20 protein-coding genes are annotated in these 24,480 nt (G+C 44.7%); 16 read left to right on the top strand and 4 right to left on the bottom strand.

Annotated features, from left to right (window positions below; genetic code table 11):
- Nucleotides 1-69: 69 nt before the first annotated feature.
- Entirely contained in the window at nucleotides 70-477 is a 408-nt protein-coding gene (locus METHO_RS08645) for a hypothetical protein (protein WP_156811089.1), read from the top strand.
- Nucleotides 478-493: 16 nt separating this feature from the next.
- Here the strand turns inward: METHO_RS08645 and METHO_RS08640 are convergent, their stop codons facing one another.
- Nucleotides 494-1,663: a nicotinic acid mononucleotide adenylyltransferase gene (locus METHO_RS08640; RefSeq protein WP_015325151.1), complete on the bottom strand. Its 1,170-nt coding sequence runs from the start codon at nucleotides 1,661-1,663 to the stop codon at nucleotides 494-496.
- Between the two features lie 272 nt (nucleotides 1,664-1,935).
- Between METHO_RS08640 and METHO_RS08635 the strand changes: the two genes are divergently transcribed.
- The 6 genes from METHO_RS08635 to METHO_RS08610 all read left to right on the top strand — a co-directional run bounded on the left by METHO_RS08635 (nucleotide 1,936) and on the right by METHO_RS08610 (nucleotide 8,018).
- A complete protein-coding gene (locus METHO_RS08635) occupies nucleotides 1,936-3,078 on the top strand; it encodes a hypothetical protein (protein ID WP_015325150.1) in 1,143 nt (380 codons plus the stop codon).
- Nucleotides 3,079-3,202: 124 nt separating this feature from the next.
- Complete coding sequence (locus tag METHO_RS08630) at nucleotides 3,203-3,754, top strand: metal-dependent hydrolase (protein ID WP_015325149.1); 552 nt, start codon at nucleotides 3,203-3,205, stop codon at nucleotides 3,752-3,754.
- Nucleotides 3,755-3,836: 82 nt separating this feature from the next.
- On the top strand, nucleotides 3,837-4,502 hold the full coding sequence (locus tag METHO_RS08625) for an acyltransferase (RefSeq protein WP_015325148.1): 666 nt from the start codon (nucleotides 3,837-3,839) through the stop codon (nucleotides 4,500-4,502).
- A gap of 44 nt (nucleotides 4,503-4,546) precedes the next feature.
- Nucleotides 4,547-5,626 (top strand): DegT/DnrJ/EryC1/StrS family aminotransferase, encoded by a 1,080-nt coding sequence (locus METHO_RS08620; RefSeq protein WP_015325147.1) that lies wholly within the window; start codon nucleotides 4,547-4,549, stop codon nucleotides 5,624-5,626.
- A 3-nt stretch (nucleotides 5,627-5,629) separates the two neighbouring features.
- Nucleotides 5,630-6,562 (top strand): UDP-N-acetylglucosamine 3-dehydrogenase, encoded by a 933-nt coding sequence (locus METHO_RS08615; protein ID WP_015325146.1) that lies wholly within the window; start codon nucleotides 5,630-5,632, stop codon nucleotides 6,560-6,562.
- 25 nt (nucleotides 6,563-6,587) lie between these two features.
- Nucleotides 6,588-8,018, top strand: coding sequence for a nucleotide sugar dehydrogenase (locus METHO_RS08610; protein ID WP_015325145.1), 1,431 nt, complete (start codon nucleotides 6,588-6,590; stop codon nucleotides 8,016-8,018).
- A gap of 53 nt (nucleotides 8,019-8,071) precedes the next feature.
- Here the strand turns inward: METHO_RS08610 and METHO_RS08605 are convergent, their stop codons facing one another.
- A complete protein-coding gene (locus METHO_RS08605) occupies nucleotides 8,072-8,983 on the bottom strand; it encodes a GDP-mannose 4,6-dehydratase (RefSeq protein WP_048831126.1) in 912 nt (303 codons plus the stop codon).
- Between the two features lie 929 nt (nucleotides 8,984-9,912).
- On the opposite strand from METHO_RS08605, the gene METHO_RS08600 reads away from it, so the two are divergent.
- The 6 genes from METHO_RS08600 to METHO_RS08575 all read left to right on the top strand — a co-directional run bounded on the left by METHO_RS08600 (nucleotide 9,913) and on the right by METHO_RS08575 (nucleotide 16,479).
- Nucleotides 9,913-10,968 (top strand): M42 family metallopeptidase, encoded by a 1,056-nt coding sequence (locus tag METHO_RS08600; protein ID WP_015325142.1) that lies wholly within the window; start codon nucleotides 9,913-9,915, stop codon nucleotides 10,966-10,968.
- A 145-nt stretch (nucleotides 10,969-11,113) separates the two neighbouring features.
- On the top strand, nucleotides 11,114-12,613 hold the full coding sequence (locus METHO_RS08595; protein WP_015325141.1) for a (R)-citramalate synthase: 1,500 nt from the start codon (nucleotides 11,114-11,116) through the stop codon (nucleotides 12,611-12,613).
- Nucleotides 12,614-12,660: 47 nt separating this feature from the next.
- Nucleotides 12,661-14,352 carry an acetolactate synthase large subunit gene (locus tag METHO_RS08590; RefSeq protein ID WP_015325140.1) on the top strand — a complete coding sequence of 564 codons (1,692 nt, stop codon included), beginning with the start codon at nucleotides 12,661-12,663 and terminating at the stop codon, nucleotides 14,350-14,352.
- Entirely contained in the window at nucleotides 14,349-14,834 is a 486-nt protein-coding gene (ilvN, locus tag METHO_RS08585; protein ID WP_015325139.1) for an acetolactate synthase small subunit, read from the top strand. The genes METHO_RS08590 and ilvN overlap by 4 nt, the downstream gene beginning before the upstream one ends.
- A 36-nt stretch (nucleotides 14,835-14,870) precedes the next feature.
- Nucleotides 14,871-15,869: a ketol-acid reductoisomerase gene (gene ilvC, locus METHO_RS08580; RefSeq protein WP_048831298.1), complete on the top strand. Its 999-nt coding sequence runs from the start codon at nucleotides 14,871-14,873 to the stop codon at nucleotides 15,867-15,869.
- 85 nt (nucleotides 15,870-15,954) lie between these two features.
- Nucleotides 15,955-16,479 carry a nitroreductase family protein gene (locus METHO_RS08575; protein ID WP_015325137.1) on the top strand — a complete coding sequence of 175 codons (525 nt, stop codon included), beginning with the start codon at nucleotides 15,955-15,957 and terminating at the stop codon, nucleotides 16,477-16,479.
- Nucleotides 16,480-16,662: 183 nt separating this feature from the next.
- Here METHO_RS08575 and METHO_RS08570 read toward each other — a convergent pair whose 3' ends face one another.
- Nucleotides 16,663-18,999, bottom strand: coding sequence for a DNA topoisomerase (locus METHO_RS08570; RefSeq protein ID WP_048831125.1), 2,337 nt, complete (start codon nucleotides 18,997-18,999; stop codon nucleotides 16,663-16,665).
- Between the two features lie 198 nt (nucleotides 19,000-19,197).
- Complete coding sequence (locus METHO_RS08565; protein WP_015325135.1) at nucleotides 19,198-19,524, bottom strand: hypothetical protein; 327 nt, start codon at nucleotides 19,522-19,524, stop codon at nucleotides 19,198-19,200.
- 126 nt (nucleotides 19,525-19,650) lie between these two features.
- Here METHO_RS08565 and thiC point away from each other — a divergent pair, with 126 nt between their 5' ends.
- The 3 genes from thiC (at nucleotide 19,651) to METHO_RS08550 (ending at nucleotide 24,433) form a co-directional block, all read left to right on the top strand.
- Nucleotides 19,651-20,928, top strand: coding sequence for a phosphomethylpyrimidine synthase ThiC (gene thiC / locus METHO_RS08560; RefSeq protein ID WP_015325134.1), 1,278 nt, complete (start codon nucleotides 19,651-19,653; stop codon nucleotides 20,926-20,928).
- Between the two features lie 121 nt (nucleotides 20,929-21,049).
- A complete protein-coding gene (locus METHO_RS08555; protein ID WP_015325133.1) occupies nucleotides 21,050-21,688 on the top strand; it encodes a MarC family protein in 639 nt (212 codons plus the stop codon).
- A 42-nt stretch (nucleotides 21,689-21,730) separates the two neighbouring features.
- Nucleotides 21,731-24,433 (top strand): cation-translocating P-type ATPase, encoded by a 2,703-nt coding sequence (locus METHO_RS08550; protein WP_015325132.1) that lies wholly within the window; start codon nucleotides 21,731-21,733, stop codon nucleotides 24,431-24,433.
- Nucleotides 24,434-24,480 lie beyond the last annotated feature (47 nt).

Genomic DNA, 24,480 nt, shown 5'->3' with positions numbered 1-24,480 from the left:
TTATTCATAGAGTATCTTTAAAGCAACCATAAAATTTTTATACTTTTCAGTTTGCAATTATATCTGAATATGTTTCATCTATATGAGATACGTGACTGGATGTACGAATGTGAACTTTTCCTTTTCCTGGCAGAAGTGCATTTTATAGATTCAAAAGTGTCTCCTGTATGTCACGAGTTCTGCCATGTGTTAACTGGCAGTAAGCTTGAGGAAATGTTTGATCGTTTACAAAAAAAGTATTGTTCCTGCATGAGCGTGCATTCCTGTGTTCAAAAAGAGGAGCTTGATTACTTTAAGTCTGTAATGGACTGTATATCATCAGAACAATGGGATCAACTCAACTCTGAAAAGATACTTCAGGCTCAGATAATATTGCAAAAGCTTGCCATCGGGCTTAGCAACGATATTATCAAGGTGCATAAAGAAAAGGGACACCCCAAATTATACGCTGAAACAGAAAGAGACCCGCCTAAATAGTGTCTTTTCATCAGCACTACTTGTTCTGTTGTAACTTTCTTATTTGTGTAGATGAAATACCATCGTCGCTATATTCATCCTCGGAAACTATAGTTATTATATGTTCAATTTCCGCTGGGATCTCAATATGTATCCCTTTTCTGCTGAAAACAAGAAAATCTATCCCTTTTGTCCTGAAATGTTCAAGAAGAGAATAGAGGTTGTCTCCAGGACGATAATACTTCGGGTCAAAGAGTCTCTTCATAGTATCGGCGCCCACAATAAAAGTGGAATCCGGGAAAATGATCGCCTTTTCTGAAAACAGAGGTGCATTTGTCACAAATATGTCCCCCATAAAATCAGGTTCATACCGGGCTTTTATTGAAGATATCCTATCCTCAAGTGAGATATAGTCTATTGGCGGTTTGTCTACATTAAGGAGTGAGATCTCAAAATGTACTGGTAAACCATACTTTCTGGACGCTATCCGTGCCATTTTCAAATGGTTCTTATGGCAAGGATCGAAGGAGCCGGAGAACATGATTTTGTGTGAATGATGTGTATTCCTATCTTGCCCACTTATTCTTACAAAGCTTGGGAGCGTATTATATGAGTTAGCTTCATGCAACAGCATGTTTGATATCCCCTCAATAGCTTGTACCTGCTTTATTTGTGGTCTTTCCTGAGAAGATAATCCTGTCCCGTCTGTTATTACGACATCCTGGTGGCACGATATAGCTATCATGTTAATGATCGACCTGGACACTATGGCCTCTTCATGCTCACGATCTCTTTTTTCTAAGAACAAGATGCTATAGGAGGTTGTATTCTGAAGTGACTGTACTGCCACATGCAGTTCATGCTGTCTTTCTTTCCGTTCACCGTTTCTTGCCAGGGTACATGTCGCCCCAATACCCAGAAGATGTTCAAATCTTTTTTGTTCAGGACTTTGTAGCATTATTGCCTTCTGGAAGGCGGTCATGGCCATTGCCCGCGCGGTCCTTGCGGAAGCATATTTTTCTGGCTTCCTGCCAATGAAAGCATCAAGTGCACTCTGGCTGTATGGCACTATCGCTTCCAGTAAAGTGGCAGACCCTCCTCCATATCTCAATAGTTCTCCGATTGCCTCAGTTCCTCCGCCTGTAATAGCAAGCACAAGTTCACATTCGCAGGAGTGTATCTTATGTACCAGTTCTTTTATTTCCATAGTTATACTTTTTTAGACTCCATGTCCTTTTTAAATTTACTCATAGGTTGGCTGGAGCAGATATTGAGGTTATGTATTCAAAATAAAAAAATCTGAATCTTCGGAGGTAATATCTGAGCCGGGATTATTCCGTCATTATATCTAAGGTTGGTCAATATTCAGAATATAATGTTTGTGTAAAATTGTAGTTCCAGTACATCGTATATGGAAAATTATATCTCTCTTAGTCGTTCATAGTTTTTCTACTAATTTTTTTCCATGGAGGTATCTGATTGGAAGAGATCTTAAGATGTTCCCGATGCATCCTGCCGGCCAGTTTGCCAAGCGTAAAGCTTGATGAGAGGGGTGTATGTAATTACTGTAACAATTTTGACCGATCATTTGGTGATTGGGATATTAAAAAAGAATTTAAGAAAAAACAATTCGAACAAATTGTTGAAAAGATAAAGAAACTCAATTCTGAATACGATTGCCTTGTCCCCCTGAGTGGAGGTAAGGACAGCACATATGCACTTTATGTTTGTGATAAGATCTACAATCTTAAATGCCTGTGTATCACTTTTGACAATGGTTTTTTATCAGACTATGCAAGACTGAACATAAAAAATGCACTAAATGCCACAAAAGCAGATCATATATATTATGCCATAAATCCGAAAACAATGCTTGAACTCTATAAACATTTCATTATGAGTTGTGGTCATGTATGTATTCCCTGCATGCGAGGTATAGGATTAGTAAGTTATTTTCCTCTTAAGGCTTTCAATATACCTATTGTAATAACAGGAAATGGGCGGAGAATTTCCTATCTCAGTGGTTTTCCCGAGCTTTTTCAAAGTGGCGAACTTACTGTTTTTCAGAATGCATGTAAAGGTACTGAAGCTGAAAAGAGCTGTTCCCCTTTATTGGGGCATGAAGCAAAAGCAGGTTATAAGTCTTATATAAGTGCTGCACTTAATCTCATGGGCATCAAAGACAAATTCGTCCCTGCTCATATCACTCCGGGCTATGTGGGGATATATGATTATCTGGATTCTAATTATACAGAGATCCTTGAGACGATACAACGTGAAATGGGCTGGAAAAAAGCCGGGGAGACCTTTGAACATACAGATTGTTTTCTGCATGAGATTCCTTTCTACATACACGCTATTAAATTCCCGGAGGTTACAGGGTCTACTTTCTATCACAGCAACCTAATAAGATTAGGACAAATGACAAGAGAAAAAGCTCTTGAATTAGAATTGGAGAAAGCAGAAAATCCGGAGGCTGTTCAGGGTCTAGATATGTTCTTGCAGCAGATTGGCATGTCCAAAGAGGAATTTATCGCACAGGTGAGCGATTGGACAAAGATCAAAAAATACCGAAAAGAAGAGCCTTTTCATTGGAAAATCTATCGTAAGTTACGAAAATAGTCCTCTTTAGATGCTCTTGCCTGTTAAATATTTACTCTTCATTCCCTTTTTAAACTAAAAGGGAATTATATTTACAGCTCGATAAGGCATAAACGTATTTATATTTGAATATTATATTAATACGATGTTCATCTTCGGCCATTTAGGAATTACTTTGGGTCTTTTCAAGCTTCTGGAGCATAAAATTCCAGTTTTGAAAGGTCGCATTAGTTATGTAGGTGTGACCCTTGGCTCTATGTTACCTGATCTTATCGACAAGCCAATAGGAAGGGTAATTTTTTCAGAAACTATAGACAATGGTCGGATATTTGCACATACTTTGCTGTTCTTCGTGTTTCTCTGCAGCGTTTCCTTCTATTTGTGGAAGAGAAAAAATGATATACGATTCATGTTCCTCTCAGCTGCCAGTTTCTGTCATCTGATAGCGGACAATATGTGGGAAACACCGGCAACACTGTTCTGGCCTCTTATGGGATGGCATTTCCCGAGTAATCCAGGAACTTATGGTGGTGCCCTTGATTATTTTCAGATACTATTTACATATGCGTATACTCCTTCCCTTGATTATGTTTTCATCTCCGAGGTAACAGGTTTTATGGTCTTGCTGTTCCTGAACATCCGATACCTGCGACAGAAATATCTATTATATGTCATATCTGGGACTGTTAAGCTATGAAACATGTTGCAACCTTTATATATGTAAATTATATCATTCTATCTAAAATATATTTATGCTCAAAGATCAGAAGAGGATACTAATGGGAGATAATATAAGTATACACCGTAGCTCAAAGCTCTATGGACGAACTTCAGTAGGTGAAGGGACTGTAGTTATGGAAAACGTCACATTGGGCTACCCGGAACATCGTGTATTGATGGAGATCATTAAACAGGGACTTGAGATCGAGGATTATGATTACCCAGGTGCCATCATTGGCAGAGAGTCTTTCATCCGTGCAGGTACGACTATCTTCAGTAGCGTGAAAACAGGAAACAGTTTCAAAACAGGTCACAATGCTATGGTACGGGAAAATACTTCAATTGGCAACAGTGTACTTGTGGGTACTAACGTGATCATAGATGGCAATGTAAAAATCGGTAACAATGTGAGTATTCAGGGCAACGTTTACATTCCTACTCATGTCACTATAGAAGATAACGTATTTATCGGTCCATGTGCAGTACTTGCGAATGATAAATATCCTATCAGAGGTGAATACATAGCTGATGGACCGACATTGTGTAAAGGTGCATCTATTGGTGCTAATGCCACTCTGATTCCGGGAGTGGAGATCGGAGAAGGAGCAATGGTAGCCGCCGGGGCCCTGGTTACGAAAGATGTGCCCCCATGGAAACTTGCCATTGGCTGCCCTGCAAAAATAACCGAACTGCCGGAGAAGCTTAGACAATTGAATAAAATATAAATATAGGTCTATTGTTCTAGTTATAGTTCTTAAAGAGGTATATAATGATAACCATCGCAAAACCCTATCTTGACGAAGCGGAGATCGAGGCCGTCACCGCCGTGCTGCGTTCAGGGGTAATAGCTGAAGGGCCAAGGGTGGCCCAGTTCGAGCAGGCCTTTGCAGAGTATATCGGAGTTGACCATGCTGTAGCCGTTAATTCAGGAACGGCCGCATTGCACGTAGCATTGATGGCTCATGGCATAGGCAAAGGAGACGAAGTGATCACTTCACCCTTCAGTTTTGTAGCTACTGCCAATTCTATTGTTTACACTGGTGCGAAACCTGTTTTTGCTGACATCGAACCTGATACTTATATTATCTCTGCGGACCAGGTCCATGAGATGATCACCAGTCGTACAAAGGCAATAATGCCTGTACATCTTTACGGCCACGCTGCTGACATGGATGCGATCATGGAGATAGCCGAGGATCATAACCTTCTTGTGATAGAGGATGCCTGTCAGGCTCATGGTGCAACATACAAAGGCAAGAAGGTCGGCTCTTTCGGAACCGGTACTTTCAGCTTCTATCCTACCAAGAATATGACCACCAGTGAAGGTGGTATCATCACCACCGATGATCCGGACATTGCAGCTCGCTCACGTATGCTCAGGGCACATGGTTCTAAACAGCGCTATCTGCATGAGATGATAGGCTATAATTTCCGTATGACCGACATTTCTGCTGCTATAGGTATCGTGCAAATGGGAAGACTTGACGAGTTCACCGAAAAGAGAAGGAAGAATGCCAGCAAGCTCTCTATGGGCCTTAAAGGCACAAAGAACATTATATTACCAGTGGAGAAAGAAAATTGTTTACACGTGTACCACCAGTATACTGTCCGTACCGATCACAGGGATTCACTGCGTGATGCTCTTCAGCAGAAGGATATCGGAACAGGTACATATTATCCCCTTTGTATACACCAGCAGCCTTTGTACAAGGAAATGGGTTATACAGGAAGTTACCCTAACAGTGAAAAGGCAGCCAGCGAAGTCCTGTCTGTACCTGTGCATCCGGCGTTATCAGATGTTGATATCAACACTGTCATTGCATCGATAAAGGAATGGGCCCAGAGGTAAGATATGATAAGAGTAGGAGTAATTGGTGTAGGTTCCATGGGAAAGAACCATGTGAGGATCTACAGTGAAATGGAAGGCGTCGAGTTGGTTGGTATCTCTGATGTGAACCAGGCACTTGTAGAAGAGCTTGCACACACTTTCAAGACAACAGCTTATACAGATTATAAGAAGCTGCTGTCCCAGGGCCTGGATGCAGTGAGCATTGTGGTTCCCACCAAAATGCATAAAGACGTAACATTGGATGCTCTGGATGCCGGAGTTAATGTCCTTGTGGAAAAGCCTATTGCAGACACCCTCGAAAATGCGGATCTGATGATAAAGGCTGCCAAAGAAAAGGGATTGATGCTCATGGTAGGGCATATCGAAAGGTTCAATCCGGCTGTCATCAGGCTCAAGCAGATCATCGAGTCAGGATTATTGGGAAAGATCGTATCCATGTCCACAAGGAGAGTAGGTGCCTATAACCCCAGGATAAGGGATGTAGGTGTTATTCTGGACATTGGTGTGCATGATGTAGATATTATTTCTTATCTGTATGGTAAGAAGATCGACCAGGTCTACACGATTGCAGGGGCAAACATTCATTCTTCTGAGGACCATGCATCTATACACCTACGCTTCGATCATGAATATTCAGGTCTTGTGGATGTTAACTGGCTGACGCCACACAAAGTACGCACTCTTACTGCAGTGGGTGTTGAGGGTGTTGCATATCTTGATTATCTGAAACAATCTGTTGTGCTCCACGATAAGGAATGGGTACGTGAGGCAAAGGTTGAGCCGAAAGAGCCTTTACTCAATGAACTTCAATACTTTGTGCGGTGTGTTGCCAATAACGAGTATCCGCATCCTAATGGCGAGGATGGAAAACATGCCCTTGAGGCATGTATGGCTGCTATTACATCATATCATGAAGAAAAAGTGGTAGACATATAATACTAAACTAAATAAAGTGATCACAATGAGCGAGAAATTAATAAAGATCCTTACTGAGAAAGGGCCGATCAAGAAAATAGGTGTTATCGGTATGGGATATGTGGGTATACCTGCAGCTGCACTGTTTGCAGATGCCCCGTGTTTTGATCATGTGCTGGGGTTCCAGCGAGCTTCATCCTCTTCCGGATATAAGATCGATATGCTTAACAAAGGTGAAAGTCCTCTTAAAGGCGAAGAGCCAGGACTTGAAGGCCTGCTGCAGAATGTAGTAAAGGCAGGCAAGTTCACCTGCACATCTGATTTTTCAAGGATCAGCGAGCTTGACGCTGTTACATTAGCTATACAGACACCTTTTGAGGACCCCAAAAGCCTCTTGCCGGACTTTACCGCACTAATCGAAGGTATACAGAACGTTGGTAAGAATCTCAGGAAAGGCATGCTTGTGGTACTTGAATCCACTATTACTCCTGGTACCACCGTAGGTATGGCAAGGGAGATCCTGGAAAAGGAATCTGGTCTTGTTGCAGGCGAGGATTTCGCACTGGCGCATGCACCGGAGAGGGTAATGGTCGGAAGGCTTTTGCAGAACATCAGGGAACATGATAGGATAGTAGGCGGAATTGATGATGTCTGTACCCGACGTGCAGCTGAGCTATATACCCCCGTGCTTACGAAGGGTAAGATAATACCCATGACAGCTACTGCTGCAGAGGTCACCAAGACTGCTGAGAACACTTTCAGAGACCTGCAGATAGCAGCTGTGAACCAGCTTGCGCTTTACTGTGAGGCCATGGGCATAAATGTATATGATGTACGTGCCGGTATTGCAAGCCTTAAAGGCGAAGGTATCACACGGGCTATTCTGTATCCCGGAGCAGGTGTTGGCGGACATTGTTTGACTAAGGATACCTACCATCTGGAACGCGGTGTCACCCTTGGTATAGAACCTCTGGACTATCCCGAGAATGCCGAATCTATCTATGTGCTTGCCAGAAGGGTCAATGACTTTATGCCAAAGCATATGTTCAACCTCACTGTTAAGGCTCTGGAAAGGGTCGGTAAAAAGCCCAAAGGCATCAAGATAGCTATGTTAGGCTGGGCATTCCTAAACGACTCCGACGACGCCCGTAACCCACCTTCAGAAACATACAGGGATATGGTGCTACAGGCAGGCTGTGAAATAAATGTCCAGGATCCTCACGTCGTCCACTACCCTGGCATAGATATACATGCTAATATTGATAAGGTGCTGACAGGAGCCGATGTGGTCGTTATCTTCACCGGGCATAAACAGTATTTCGAACTGACCCCTGAACAGATCAAACAGAAGATGGGAAAGAAACAGCCGGTAATCATCGATGGCCGCAATGTGGTGGACCCTGATAAGTTCATTAATGCAGGTTTTGTGTACAAGGGAATAGGCAGAGGAGATAAGAACAGTCACTCTCTGAAGTGAGCTGTCTCCTTTTTCTCTTTTACATTTTTTAATTGAGCACAAATCCAATTGTCTTATGTTTTTATCTCTTCAAATTCCATTAGTCCTTCTCTTAGTAGCACCTTTGGTTCAAATCCAAGTATCTCCCTTGCTTTGGATATGTCAGAACAACTATATTTGATGTCTCCGGGTCTTTCCGGCATGTATTGCACCGGAACATCCACGCCGAATATGTCCAGGATCATGTGTGCAAGCTCGCTTACAGTGGTACTGTTGCCGGTGCCTGCATTGAACACCTGGCCGTTAGCCTCCTCGTTTTCAAGGAGTAGCATTATCATATCCACTATATCGTGAACGGAGATGAAATCCCGGGTCTGGTTACCATCTCCGAAGATCACAGGACTTTGTTTTGTCCTGGCTTTGTCAATGAAACGTGATATTACGCCAGAATACGGATTATCCGGATCCTGCCTGGGGCTGTAAATATTAAAGGGACGGATACAGCAGGAAGGCAGACCGAAGGCCTTATGGTACATCATACAATATTTTTCTCCGCTCAGTTTGCTGGTACCATATGGAGAAAGCGGGTCTTGGGGATGGGACTCGGTGATAGGTGTATAAAGAGGATCGCCGTATACGGCTGCTGAACTTATGTAGACAAACTTGGATGTCGGGGACCTACGGGCTGCCTCAAGCAGGTTGAGGGTGCCGAATACGTTGTTATGTGCATCGGACAGTGGGTCTTCCATCGAGGCTGTGACGCTGATCTGGGCTGCAGTATGGATAATAATGTCGTTTTGTTTTACAAGGTCTGCAGCTATCCTGTCTCGAACATCACCTTTTATTATGCTGATTTCCCGAGGTACAGTTTCCCTTGTAGTGGATGAAAAATTATCCAGCACTGTGACTTCCGCTTTTTCGTGCAATGCATCCACTAGGTAACTACCTACTTGTCCTAATCCTCCGGTGATAAGTATTCTTTGCATGTTACTTTCAGTAGACATTTATGAGATATATAATATTCGAATATCTATAAGGTATAGATTAATTGACAAAAAAGCGATCTCTTATCATTTAGCAGAATATTTGAATAATTATAATATGAAGTTAAAAACATGAATTATTCATTTAGACAATTTGCTCTTTTTCAGAGCTAATAGAAATATTCAAACAATGTATGGTACAGTACATGTTTTCTTTGATGTATTCTTCATAAACATAGATGGGGGCTCCACACACAACACACTTTACCTCGATAAGTTCCATTTGAATCACTCTATTTTATTTTGTACCTGTTCCAATCAACTACAGACTTATTCTTTTTAGTTCTATGTTCTGAATATGGGGATGTAAGTACATATATATAAAATCATCTATAGTGAAGTGTATTTTTATAATAATCGTTATAATGGGAAGGCCACTGCAACCTGTTAAGTGGGTGCGCGAGCCACATGTTATATATATACACTTATATTCATATTGCAATAATTATATATTAAGTATGGATTGTATCCACCTGATTGGGTGGCACATTTCATTGTTCCGATTTATGGGTCTTGCTAGATGTTGTTGCATTGCATCGCAATAAGAGCAATTTGTGCTATTTGGTTTTGGAAGGATTAAGGAAGGAAAATCAATAAAAAAACAATGAAATCTTCAAATTTTTACAAATTGTTGAATTGATTAAAAGATCTAAATATAGTATTGATATCAGAAGCAACAGCATTTATCTGATTTCATCCCTTACAGTCCCAGTAACGACGATCATTGATCTTACACTTTGTTAGGGTGCAGTTAGAGTAAGCTTCAACATACAGCAAAGCATTCTTTTTTTTATTTTATTTTATATTTTACATCTATACCTTTATACCAGCAATGCTTATTATCTTCATTAATTCCAAAAAAGAGGGTCAATATGGAAAAACTGGTCGATTCTTTGAAGAAGTTATCCAATGCACATGGCATCTCCGGCCATGAGGAAAGTATACGTGCCATTATGGAGGAAGGACTTAAGCCCTATGTGGACGAGCTGACCGCGGATAAGATGGGCAATCTGATAGGCACTAAAAAGGGAAACGGCCCATCAATAATGATCGCAACCCATATGGATGAGATAGGTCTGATGGTGCAGTATATTGATGACAAGGGTTTCCTGAAGTTCGTGAAGATAGGTGGCTGGTTCGACCCCACTCTGCACAGCCAGAGAGTTGTGGTCCATACCAAAAATGGTCCTGTTCCCGGAGTCATCGGATCCAAACCACCTCATGTGATGAAAGAAGAGGACAGGAAAAGACCTGTGAAGTCCGAGGAAATGTTCATCGATGTGGGTGCCACAAGCCGCGACGATGCTGAAATGATGGGTATTGCCATAGGAACGCCTGTTTCCATGGACAGGGAAGTAGTTGCTCTTGCAAATGGTAAGATAACAGGCAAGGCTTTTGACAACCGTGCAGGCTGTGCAATACTTCTGGAAGTTATGAGGCAACTTGCAGATAAGGACATCAAAGCGACCGTGTATGCCGTGGGAACCGTGCAGGAAGAGGTTGGTCTCAAAGGCGCACGTACATCTGCCTTCAGCCTGGACCCGGATATAGCCCTTGCAGTCGACACGACAATTTCAGGTGATCATCCGGGCATTGATAAAAAGGATGCTGCAGTGGAACAGGGTAAAGGTGGAGTTATCACCGTGGCAGATGCCTCCGGACGTGGTCTTATTGCTTCGCCCCAAGTGCTTAAATGGCTGATTGAAACCGCAGAATCGAAACACATCCCCTATCAGCTTGAGGTGGGTGATGGTGGTACTACGGATGCCACTGCCATACACCTTACAAGAGCGGGCATCCCATGCAGTGTCATAAGCGTAGTTACCCGTTATATACACTCTCCCGTGGAAGTAGTGGATACAGCTGACGTCAAGGCATGTGTAGACCTTCTGGTAAGCTCAATAGAGGCTATTGACAAGTATTTCTGATGCCTGGAATTCAGGCACTTTTTCTTTTGTTCTTCTTTAGTGAACAATCATGATAGATACATCGATATCCATATATAGTATAGCGATATCGGTGTAGGTACTGTTGGCTATTGCCGCAGACTAATACCTGTGAGGGGTCTTATTATTGGAAAACATCCGCTTTTTGGACACAACTCTACGAGACGGTGAACAGACGCCCGGCGTGGCGCTAACTAAAGAGGACAAACTTGCCATTGCCCGCAAGCTAGACGAGCTTGGCGTGCATATTATCGAGGCCGGATCAGCCATCACTTCCGAAGGGGAAAGGGAATCCATCCGCGCAATTGCGGCTGAAGGTTTAAGTGCAGATATTTGCAGCTATTGCAGGATCATGCAACCTGATATCGACTATGCGCTTGCATGTGATGTGGACTCCATTCATCTTGTGGCTCCTGTGTCCGATCTGCACATTAGAGTTAAGCTCAAGAAGGACAGGGAAGCAGTAATGCAGATGGCCATCGAGACTACGGAATATGCCAGGGATCATGGGCTTATCGTTGAGCTTAGTGGAGAGGATGCCTCTAGGGCAGATCTTGACTTCCTGAAGTCCATTTACCAGGCAGGTATCGAGGCTGGTGCAGAGAGACTCTGTTTCTGCGACACCGTAGGTATGCTGATACCTGAAAAGACAGAGGCTATATTCAAGGATCTGGCAGCTTCCTTAAAGATACCTGTAAGCATACACTGTCATGATGACTTCGGCCTGGGCACCGCAAATACGGTAGCTGCTCTCAGAGCAGGTGCAGGAGAAGCACATGTGACCATTAACGGCATAGGGGAAAGAGCGGGTAATACCTCCCTTGAAGAAGTGGTAATGATCCTTGAATGGTTGTACAAATATGATACAGGTATCAAGACAACTGAGCTTTTCAAGACCTCGAGGCTTGTAAGCCGCCTTACGGGTATACCCGTAGCTCCCAACAAATCTCTTGTAGGAGGCAATGCTTTCTCTCATGAGGCAGGTATTCATGTACATGGTCTTTTGGCAGACACATCCACATATGAACCGATACGGCCGGAAATACTCGGACGTGAGCGTAAGATCGTGATGGGTAAGCATGCAGGCAAAAGCTCTGTATCTCTTGCCATTAAGGAAATGGGATATGATATCCAGGATTCTCACCTTAACGAGATCCTCAAGAGAGTAAAGGAGCTGGGTGATTTCGGCAAGCATGTTACTGATGCTGATCTTCAGTCCATTGCCGAGACCGTACTAAACATCCAGTGCAATTCCAGGGTCAAACTTGAAGACTTTACCGTAGTATCAGGGAACAGGGTCACTCCCACAGCTTCGGTAAAACTGAAAGTTGATGGCCAGGAGGTCGTCCAGGCAGGTATAGGCGATGGACCTGTGGACGCTACTATTCAGTGTATAAAGAAAGCAGTGGCTGGGGTAGGAGACATCCAGCTTGAGGAATACCATGTGGATGCCATTACAGGAGGCACTGATGCCCTTGTGGAAGTACTGGTGAAACTTTCAAAGGACGGCAGGATGATAACTTCCAGAGGTACACGCACTGATATTATCATGGCTTCTGTGGAGGCAATGCTTAACGGTATCAATCGTTTGATACAGGCAGAATCGTCTGATAGAATAAAAGAGTGATAAACACACATATCTACATCTAAAAAAATGACCATCAGAGTGATCGTATGACAGGACAAACAGAGAAGATGACAGGTGCAAGAGCCATCATCGAGTGTCTGTATAGGGAAGGCGTAGACACGATATTCGGATATCCCGGAGGTCAGGTGCTTCCCATTTATGATGCACTGTATGACTCAAAGATACGCCATGTGCTTGTACGCCATGAACAATCAGCTGCCCATGCCGCAGATGGGTATGCAAGGGCCACAGGTAAGGTGGGAGTATGCTTAGCCACATCCGGCCCCGGAGCAACTAACCTGGTCACAGGTATAGCCACTGCTTACATGGACTCCATACCCATTGTAGCCCTGACCGGCCAGGTGCCGCTGTCCATGATCGGGAACGATGCCTTCCAGGAAGCTAACATCACGGGTATAACCCTGCCTATAACAAAACATAATTATCTTCTGCAGGATGCTAACGATATTCCAAGGATCATGAAGGAGGCGTTCCATATTGCATCCACTGGCAGACCGGGGCCGGTGCTTATAGATATCCCCAAGGATCTCACAACCGAAATGATCGATTTCCACTACCCAGAAACGGTGAAGCTGCGCAGTTATAATCCCACTTATGAAGGTAACATTCAGCAAATAAAGAAGGCTGCAGAAGAGATCTCCCTCTCTTCCAAACCTGTGATCTACGCAGGGGGCGGAGTTATCAGTGCAAATGCCAGCGAATATCTGCGGGCACTTGCCGAAAAAGTGCAGGCTCCGGTCACCACGACACTTACCGGGATGGGTGCTTTCCCGGTGGACCATCCGCTGTTCCTGGGTATGCTGGGAATGCACGGCACCAAATATGCCAACTATGCGATACAGGAATCAGATCTCATCATCGCCGTGGGTGCAAGGTTCGATGACAGGGTCACGGGCAAGATCAGATCTTTTGCAACCAATGCCAGGATCATCCATATAGATGTAGATCCTGCAGAGATATCCAAGAACGTGCGCGTAGACATCCCTATAGTGGGTAATGCCGCAAAGGTGCTTGAAGACCTGCTTAAATATGTCGAAAGGGCTCCCACCGATGAATGGCTGAAAAGGATAGCACACTGGAAGAGATCATATCCCCTGCATTATATTGGCGGCAAGGAAAATATCAAACCCCAGTACATCATAGAACAGATCCATGATGCCTGCAAGGATGCAATCATCGTTACCGAAGTTGGCCAGCATCAGATGTGGGCTGCGCAATACTTCAGGTTCAGTGAACCCCGGACGTTCATATCGTCCGGAGGTCTGGGTACCATGGGATTCGGGTTCCCGGCAGCCATCGGGGTCAAAATGGCAAAGCCCGACAGAGTGGTCTTTGATATTTCAGGTGACGGCTCGTTCCAGATGAACTCGCAGGAGTTGGCAACTGTTGTCCAGGAGAATATCCCCGTGATAATCGCTATATTCAATAATGGTTATCTGGGTATGGTCAGGCAGTGGCAGGAACTCTTCTTCGATAAAAGATACTCTTATACCTGTATAAGGAACAGTGTTGATTTCGTAAAGCTCGCAGAGGCATACGGTGCACTCGGGCTGCGCGTTACACAGCCTTCAGAGGTCAGGCCGGCCATCGAGCAGGCAATAGCTTCCGGAAGGCCCACGCTGATAGATTTCTGGGTAGAGTGTGAAGAGAACGTATCGCCCATGGTGCCGGCAGGAGCGGCTATCAACGAGATAATGGACCTGGAGAGGAAAGCATGAAACATACACTTGCAGTTCTGGTGGAGAACAGATACGGTGTGCTTTCACGGGTTGCCAGCTTGTTTGCCCGCCGGGGCTATAACATAGACAGCCTGGCAGTGGGGGTTACCGAGGATCCCACAATATCCCGGATGACCATTGTCGTACGTGGTGATGACCTCGTTCTGGAACAGGTCACCAAACAGCTAAATAAATTGATCGATGTTATCAGGGTAACAGATCTTGGGACCGAGGACATTGTGGAAAGGGAACTTGTCCTTATTAAGGTCAATGCGGATGTGAACAATCGCTCCGAGATCATGCAAATAGCAGACATCTTCAGGGCAAAGATCATCGATGTTGCCAGCAAGTCCATGGTCATAGAGGTAACAGGTGACGAGAACAAGATCAAGGCAATAGAACAGTTGCTTAAGCCCTTCGGTATCAAGGAAATGGTGCGTACAGGTAAAATTGCCCTGCGCAGAGGCCCGAAGAGCGTATAAAGATAAACTTAAGAGGTAATTCAAATGGCAGTAAATATGTACTATGATAAGGATGCAGATCTCAGCATCCTGCAAGGTAAGAAGATAGCGGTGATGGGATATGGCAGCCAGGGTCATGCCCAGGCCCAGAACCTGCATGATTCCGGACTTGAGGTGATCGTAGGTCTGCGTGAGGGCAGCAAACGATGGCGGCAGGCAGAAGAGGATGGCCTTAAGGTCATGACGGTCAAAGAGGCGGCCAAAGCGGCTGATGTCATCCAGATGCTTCTGCCGGACGAAACACAGTCCCAGATTTACTATGAGGAGATAGAATCCGGACTTGAGCCAGGTAATGCTCTTGTTTTCTCCCACGGTTTTAACATCCATTACAATCAGATAGTGCCCAAGAAAGACATCGATGTGTACATGGTGGCACCAAAAAGCCCGGGACACCTTGTGCGCAGAACTTACAAAGAAGGACATGGGGTCCCTGGTCTTATTGCAGTCTATCAGGATGCTACAGGCATGGCAAAAGAGTTAGCCCTGGCACATGCAAAAGGTGTAGGTTGTACACGGGCCGGAGTATTTGAGACAACCTTCCGTGAGGAAACGGAAACTGACCTCTTCGGCGAGCAGGTAGACCTGTGCGGTGGCGTGGCCTCTCTTATCAAGACTGCCTTTGAGGTTCTCGTCGAAGCTGGTTACCAGCCAGAGATGGCATATTTTGAGACCACTCATGAGCTGAAGCTCATCGTAGATCTTATCCATGAAGGTGGTCTGGAGAAGATGTGGTATTCCGTATCCAACACTGCTGAATACGGTGGAATGACCGTTGGGCCTAAGGTCATCAATGAGCTGTCCAGGGAAGCCATGTACGAAGCTCTGGAACGTATCCAGAACGGAGAGTTCGCAAGGGAGTTCGTGCTCGAAGGCAAGGCCAACAGGCCCGTGCTCACATCTATGGAACGTCTGGACAGGGAACACCCTGTGGAAGAAGTGGGCCGCAGGTTGCGTGCCATGATGCCATGGCTTAACAGTGGCCTTAATGAGAAGTGAACTTTCTGGAATATAATTCTTTTATTTCCATACAAAGACGTGTCTTATATACAAGAACACGTCTACCTTTTTTGAAGTGATATAAATGCAGGGAACCATAGAGACCATTCTTTCAAGAAGAAGCATCCGCAGTTATACGTCTGAGCCTGTGGCAAGATCGGATATAACAATGATCCTTGAAGCCGGACGCTGGGCACCATCGGGCCTTAACAACCAGCCCTGGAAATTCATAGTAGTACAAAACAGGGACACAATAGAAAAGCTGGCTGTTTGTACACGCTATTCATCTATTGTAAAAGGATCAAGTGTGATCATAGCTGTTTTTCTGGATACCTCTACGATGTACGATCGCACAAAAGATGTGCAATCCACAGGTGCAGCCATACAGAATATGCTGCTTGCCTGTTGTGAACTTGGATTGGGGGCAGTGTGGCTCGGAGAGATCTTAAAGAATAAAGAACAAGTGAATTTGATTTTAGAAGCCCCGGCATCTCTTGAACTCGTGGCTGCACTGGCCATAGGGCATCCAGGCGAGTTTAAAACAACATCTTCAAGAAAAGAGCTTAATGAAATAGCTTTTGAAGAACTGTATGGTAATTTATGGAGGTAGAGGCGAAGCCGCAAACCGAAATTAAGGAGGCTTAGAATATATTTTGGATTTAGACACCAGTTTGGTATTAGAAGGTTTTCCGGTTTTGCCCTTCGTCTCTAATTCTAAGTATGCATTTCTTATATTTAAAGATTTGTTCGCAATACGACTAATCAAGGTTAATTGATTTAGAGCAAAATCAACTCAAGTTGAAAGCCTTTTTTTACCCTGATCTTTTCCACAGCTGCGATTTACACACTTTTCAATGGCTTCCTTATCTTTTTCCTTTATGCGGATCATTTTCCATCCACACACCTCACACTTGCGCTCAAGCACTGTAAGTCTGCCTTCCTGCGGCAGGGACTGAGTACGGCCACAGCGGTTGCTACAACCCAGAAAACGTGAATCCTTTGTAGTGACAAGACACATCTCTCCGTCACATATTGGGCAGGGCCCCACTACTTCAGGGGGGAAGCATTTCTTCATAAGGTCACATGCAAAGCATGGACCTATACCCACTGCCCAGCAATATTTGTTCCCTACCTTTATTACTGCAGCTCCACCCTTCTTACAATTTTTTGAACGAAGCACTGAAAGTGCACCTTCCCTGGGCAAAGGATAGCTGTTCCTGCATTGCGGATAGCCGGTGCACCCTACAAAACGTCCCTTCTCAGTGCTTATTATGCGCAGCACACGTCCGCAATCCGGGCATTTGCCAATATAGTTCTTTTTGTCATCAGTGGCAGTGCCATCATTTATAGATCCTGCAAGCCGCGATACAATGGAATCCCGGCTCTCGGTAAGCCGTGAATACATCATTTTGATAAGCTCTGTCCCCTCAGCCACTGCATGCTCTAAGTCCTTGCTGCCATCCTCCACTTCCTGCACCAGGGACTCTATACTTGCCCTTATTTCCGGTTTCACTACAACTGGTATCGATGTGCTAAGAGCGTCCATCAGAATGAAACCAGTTTCCTGGATGACTATGGTCTTCCCCTTTGTTTCAAAATAACCACGTTTCTTGTTAGTCTCTATATGGGAAGGAGCTGTTGCCTTGGTGCCGATACCATGTTTATCCATGAGGGTGAGAAGTTCGGCTTCAGTAAGGTGTTTTGGTGGAGTGGTTTTGGAAGCTATGTTCTCCAGCTTTTTCACCTTGACCTCATCTTGCTCCTTTATATCGGGCAGCAATTTGTCGTTCTTTGTCTCAAACGGATAAACTACCATCCAGCCTTCGTTTTTCATTATGGACCCCGAAGAGTCGAACAGTTCTTTTTCCACTGTGATCTCGAGATGCGTCTTCTCAAATAAAGCCGCAGGCATGAGGTTAGCAAGAAAATGCCTGGCTATCAGGTCATAGATCTTGCCGGCACCTTCTGTCTTTACAGCTTTTTCCACTTCCTTTACAGCAACAGCTTTTATCGGATGTATGGGAGGGTGGTCATGTCCGTCTTTTATACCATTGCGCACAACAATATCCCCGCCTGAGAGTATGGCAAGTGCATGGTCTCTGTATTCTGTGGATGTAAAGGCTATGACTTTTGACTTAAAATCAAAATCATCGGCATATTTATTTGTTTCAGTCCTCGGATAGCTTGTGAAACCGTTCAGATACAGCTGCTCGGCTATCTCAAGAGCAGATTCGGGGCTGATGTTAAGGAACTTAGAGGCACGTTTAAGGAATTCGGTAGTGTTGAGCGGGTATGGTGCATTTGTCTTTATTTCAGTGACGCTCTTTTTTGTAACCAGCCCGGTCTTGCCTGCCCGGATACGATCGAATATTTCGGCTGCTTTCGCCTTATCTTTTATATTGCCTGCCCGGTGCACTCCTTTGAAGTCCATGTCCTTTGCATGGAAAAGTGCTTCTATTTTCCAGAAATCCTCCGGATTGAACTCTTTAATGGCCTTGTCTCTTTCATATACGAAACCGCAGGTAGGGGTCTGGCACGGTCCTATGGAAAGGATTTCCTTGGTACGTGCCCTTTCTCTTACGGCCAGGGTGAGGTACCGGGTAAAAGCAGCGCCCATCTTAAGGTCGAGGATCTGGCGGGCTTCCGCAGACATTGCCATGGCTGCATCAGGTTCCACCGGATTATCAAAAGCCTTAATGATCTCAGAATCCGACAATGAAGAGAACCTAGCTCTTTTTACAGGAGCACGGGAAACCCTGGATGCAAGTTCCTTCGCTTCAAAACCGATATTCTCGCCTTCCCTGTCAAAATCACAAGCAAGTATTATCGCATCAGCTTCCCTGGCAAGAGAAATAATGGCATCTGCAAACGGTTTTTTTGTAACTGTCTTGATGGGTCGTGTATCGATCAATATGGCCGGGTCCACCGAGCGCCAGTTGTTCAGCTCCTGTGGAAAATCATAGCCCATTATATGACCCGAAAGGCCCATTACCTGCCATTCCTGGCCATTCCTGCGGAACATATAGACTGGCACTCCTTCGACAAGCTTCCTGTCAGGCTTGCCTCCGCTTAAAATGTTGGCTATCTGTGAAGCAGCTTTGTTCTTTTCGGTAAATACAACAACAGTCATAATATATCCCGCACCCTGTAAGAATCGTGCGCGATACATTATAACTGACCTTACATTAACTTTATCGATTGTCAGAAAAGAATCTAAAGGGATTCCGGTCTCAGATCAGAAGGCTGGTTACAAAGGTCAATACCCGATAAACAGGGTTTATATAGCCTCCCATCACAAGCAGGTTATTGAATATTATTATCAGTCCCATTATTGCAAAGTGGTATGTCTGAGGGCATTCCATGCAAAGGTCTGGCCCTGTTTTTTCCCTGCCGTGGAATGTATAATATAAGTATAGTTTCCCAACAGTGCTATTGTGAAGAATACCTTGAACAGTACGATGCTATAAAGTCCATTCATGGAGGAGAATGCAGATACTATCGGATTGCCTTCCTGTGCAAGACCAGATCCTATAACGTATATCATGGTCATCAGGTCACCTGTTACATAGAATAACAGGACGAACTTTATATCCTTCACGAATCTGTAAAGATCCACACCGTAAACTAATGAGCTTTTTTCAACATCATGGGGCATCGTACCACCGCGACCTTACTTATTCATTTTCCACGCAGCTGATAAATACTCTGCACCGATATATGTCAGACAGGATATATAAGGACAGCAAAAGGCTTTTATGTTCGTGTTCATACGAGAATATCAATGACACTCATGGAAGATGCAAAAAAGGGGATTATAGCTCCCCAGATACAGGAAGTAGCTAAAAAAGAAGGTATTGATCCCGACCTTGTACGCTCCTGTGTGGCAAAAGGCATCATTGCCATACCCGATAACCCTGCAAGGGATTCAAGGCCTGTGGGCATTGGCAGGTACATGAGCACTAAGATAAATGCCAACATAGGTACGTCCAGAGACTACATCAATATAGAGGAAGAGATTGAAAAAGCGCGCACTGCCGAAAAGTTCGGTGCCGATGCGCTGATGGACCTTTCCACAGGCGGAGATCTGGATAGTATCCGGTCCATGATCATGAAAGCTGTTCATATCCCCATAGGCTCCGTACCTATATATCAGGCAGCAGCATCCCGGCAAGCGGTTGTGGACATGACCTCCGATGACATGTTCAATGCTGTCAGGAAACATGCCATGGATGGAGTGGATTTTGTCACGGTGCATGCTGGTGTGAACCTTGATTCTCTCGGACGGATCAAAAAAGGCGATAGGATCACCGAAGTTGTCAGCCGTGGTGGTGCGTTCACTCTTGCATGGATGTTGCATAATCAGGAAGACAACCCTTTCTACACCGAATACGACTATCTCCTCGAAATAGCCTATGAGCATGATATGGCTGTGAGCCTTGGGGATGGCATGAGGCCGGGTTGTATCCACGATGCATCTGATGGCGCAATGTTTACTGAGATCGTCACTCTGGGCGAGCTTGTGAAAAGGGCACGTACTGCGAACGTGCAATCCTTTGTGGAAGGTCCGGGACATGTGCCTGTGAATGAGATCGAGACTTGTGTAAAGACCATGAAGAGCCTGTGCCTTGATGCTCCTGTCTATCTTCTGGGTCCTCTGGTGACCGATATAGCTCCGGGATATGACCACATAACCGGTGCTATCGGCGGAACTCTCGCAGGCATGTATGGCGCAGACTTCTTGTGTATGACCACGCCTTCGGAACACCTGGCATTACCTACGGTAAGTGATATACGAGAAGGTACGATCGTAACTAAGATCGCAGCACATGCTGCAGACATTGCAAAAGAAGGACAACGGGAAAGAGCACGTGCGTTGGACGATAGGATGTCACACGCACGCCATAGGCTTGACTGGGAAGAACAGTACAGACTGGCCATTGACGGAGAACGTGCTCGCAGTATCAGGGAAAGCCGTGTGACAGGCAGTGATGCATGTTCCATGTGTGGTGATCTCTGTGCGATGAAGATAGTAAAAGAAGCCCTTTCAAAGGAAGAATGATCACCTTTGGCTTCTTTTAACCTTTTTTGATAATAAGGCTTTTAACTGTTCAGTGGCAATTAAAAGCATGATTCTTGCAGAATCTACTACTCTGAAAAACAACGTTTAATGTGGATCATGAATGGATAACCTGGCCTTTCTCACCTATTCCCTAATTTCCGTTTTCGTGATAGTTAACCCCATCAGCGGAGTTGTGACCTTTATATCCCTTACCAGTCACATGACCTTTGCAGAGAAGAATACCATTGCAAAAAAAGCGGTATTCCTTGCCTGTGTCATAGCTCTCTTCTTTGCCATTACCGGTGAGATGATGCTGGACCTCTTCGGCATTAACGTCGACTCGCTACGCATTGCCGGTGGCATACTGTTGTTCCATGTGGCAATGGACATGATGTTCGCAAAAGTATCCCGGGAAAGTATCACTGAGAACGAGATAAGTGAATCGCAGGACCGGTCCGATATCTGGATCTTCCCGATTGCATTGCCCCTGCTAACAGGTCCGGGAACTATCACCACAGTGATCGTGCTCATGGGAAGCACCGATCTCATGGTGCAGAAGTCCATGGTGATACTAAGTATATTGATCACGTTTGCAGTGTGTCTGGTGATATACCTGTTCTCCAGGCGTATCTATAAATATATAGGGTATAACGGCATGCTGGTATTCACAAGGATCATGGGACTTTTCCTTGCAGCATTGGCTGTGAACTTTGTGACAACAGGTATTTGGAGCGTATATACTGCTCTATCTTCGGTCTGAGGGCATATCTTTTAAGTACGAATCGATCAATAATTATTTAAGATGGATGCAAGAACCGGCGGCAATGCTGTACAGATAAATGGTGATGAGCATCAGGTTTCTTTTGATGAACTGTTCACACGTTTGAAAAGCAGTGATGCAGGACTGAGGCAGGATGAAGCTCTCAAAAGGCTGACAGAATACGGAGCAAATGTGCTCGAAGATACCGGAAAGGAAAGTTTACTGTACAAGTACCTGAAACAGTTCTGGAATTTCTTTTCAATTTTGCTTACAGTCGGTTCATTACTTGCTTTTATTGCAGAGTGGCTTTCTCCCGGCCAGGGGAACCTCTATATTGGCATAGCACTGCTTGCTGTAGTGATCCTTAATAGTACCTTCACGTTCATTCAGGAATTCCAGGCAGAGAAGATAATGGAGAGCTTTCGCCAGTTGATACCTCCGAAAGCCAGGGTTCTCAGAAACGGTGAAATTACAGAAATACTTGCCTCAGACATAGTTACCGGGGATGTGATCTTACTTGAAGAAGGCGACAAGGTCCCTGCCGATGGCAGGCTCATAGAGGTGAATTCCCTAAAGGTAGATAATTCACCCATAACCGGAGAGGCTGAACCCCAGTTGCGTTCTCTGGAGTGTACCCACCCCAACATACTTGAATGCAGGAATATGGTATTCTCCGGCACACTTGTGCAGACCGGGAACGGTAAAGCTATCATTTTCGGCACAGGAGCAAATACTCAGATAGGTCGTCTGGCTATCCTTACCAAACGTACTTCATCGGTTGAAACACCCTTAAGAAAAGAACTTAACAGTTTTATCAAGTTGATCTCTTCGATCGCTATTTTTTTGGGTATATCTTTCTTTTTAATAGGGTCCTTCGTGCAGGATACATTCTTGCTGAACCTCATTTTTGCTATAGGTATAATTGTGGCAAATGTTCCGGAAGGCTTGCTGCCCACAGTCACTCTCGCCCTGAGCCTTGCTTCCAGAAGAATGGCAAAAAAAAATGCACTTATAAAACAGCTAGAATCCGTGGAGACCCTGGGTTCCACCACTGTGATATGCACCGATAAGACCGGTACGCTTACCCAGAACAAGATGGCTGTAAACTCTGTCTTTACAGGAGAAGGCTATCTGAATGTCAAAGAAAAACAAAGACCCTCCGAACCTCTAATAAGGGTTGCTGGCCTGTGCAACAATTCAAGGATCATAGAGGACCCTCCCGGATATAAGGGAGATCCTACTGAAGGATCTCTGTTAGTGTACGCTAATCAGTTCACTGATCTCGAAAAACTGAAGCACGCCTATCCGCGGCTACAGGAATATCCATTTGACTCAAAGAAAGAGAGAATGCAGGTCATTTGTTCCACCCTGGAAGGAACAATGGAATCTTACCTGAAAGGTGCGCCTGAAGTTGTCATGAATATGTGTAGCCAGCTACTCACAGTGGATGGTACTCTGCCTCTTGATGGAAAGAGTACTGAGATGATCATGGATGAGCACATTGCCATGGCAGAAGCAGGTGAAAGAGTGCTTGCTCTGGCCTTCAGGAAAGTCGAAGATTTGCAGGAATGTGAAAATGGATTTGTTTTCCTGGGGCTTGTAGGTGCAGTGGACCCACCCCGCCCTGAAGCAAAAGAGGCGATCCACAAATGTCACATGGCAGGGATAAAAGTGGTCATGATCACCGGTGATCATCCGATCACTGCCAGGTCTATAGCCCATCAGGTAGGTCTCTGTGACGATAATGAAAAGCTTGAAATCATTATCGGCTCTGAACTCGCTGAACTGTCCACTCAGGAACTGGCTGAGAGGCTCAAAGCTCCAAAGATTGTCTTTGCCAGAACATCGCCCATGCAAAAGCTCAAGATAGTTCAGGCTTTCAAGGCTGCCGGTGAAATCGTTACTATGACAGGTGATGGTGTCAATGACGCACCTGCTATGAAAACTGCCGACATGGGAGTGGCCATGGGCAGTGGCACGGATGTGGCAAAGGAAGCAGCGGACATGGTGTTACTGGATGATAATTTTGCGACCATAGTCAATGCGGTGGAAGAAGGACGGACTGTGTTTGATAACATCAAGAAGTTCATTGCCTACATACTTACAAGCAACGTACCTGAAATATTGCCTTTTATTGCCTTTGTGTTATTAGCGCTGCCACTGCCCATGAATGTGCAGCTGATACTGGCTATTGATCTGGGTACGGATATACTACCTGCACTTGCCCTGGCAGTAGAAAGGGGGGAAGGTGACATTATGCATCGTCCACCAAGGTCAAAGGATGAGAAACTGCTAACACGCCAGGTACTATTTACATCCTATGGTATCAAAGGTCCTATTGAAGCAGCAGCCGGATTTTTCTGTTACTTTGCTGTGCTGCGGGATGGTGGCTGGAGCTTTGGGCAGGCTTTGCCGTTTACAGATCCGCTTTATATGCAGGCAATCACAGCTTTCTTTGCTGCTGTTATCATCTGTCAGATAGCTAATGTCTTTACATCCCGTACAAGACGGCAGTCTGTGCTTACAAGAGGCTTTTTCGGAAACAGAATGGTACTTCTCGGAATAGCCAGTGAACTAATCATACTTGGTTTAATCATTTTCAATCCTCTGGTCAATACTGTCTTCAACACAGCGCCGATTTCTATAAAGTATATACTCTTGGCAGTTCCCTTTGCCATTGCATTGTTGCTCATAGATGAAATAATTAAATTTGGTGTGAGAAAAAATTTGGAAATCATAAATTAAACGATCAGTAAAAAAAAGAGAAAGTGAGGATTGTATTATCCTCACTC

Source organism: Methanomethylovorans hollandica DSM 15978, assembly GCF_000328665.1.
Lineage (GTDB): Archaea > Halobacteriota > Methanosarcinia > Methanosarcinales > Methanosarcinaceae > Methanomethylovorans > Methanomethylovorans hollandica.
Note: the sequence above shows the minus strand (reverse complement) of the source record. Positions and strands in the feature narration are given on the sequence as shown.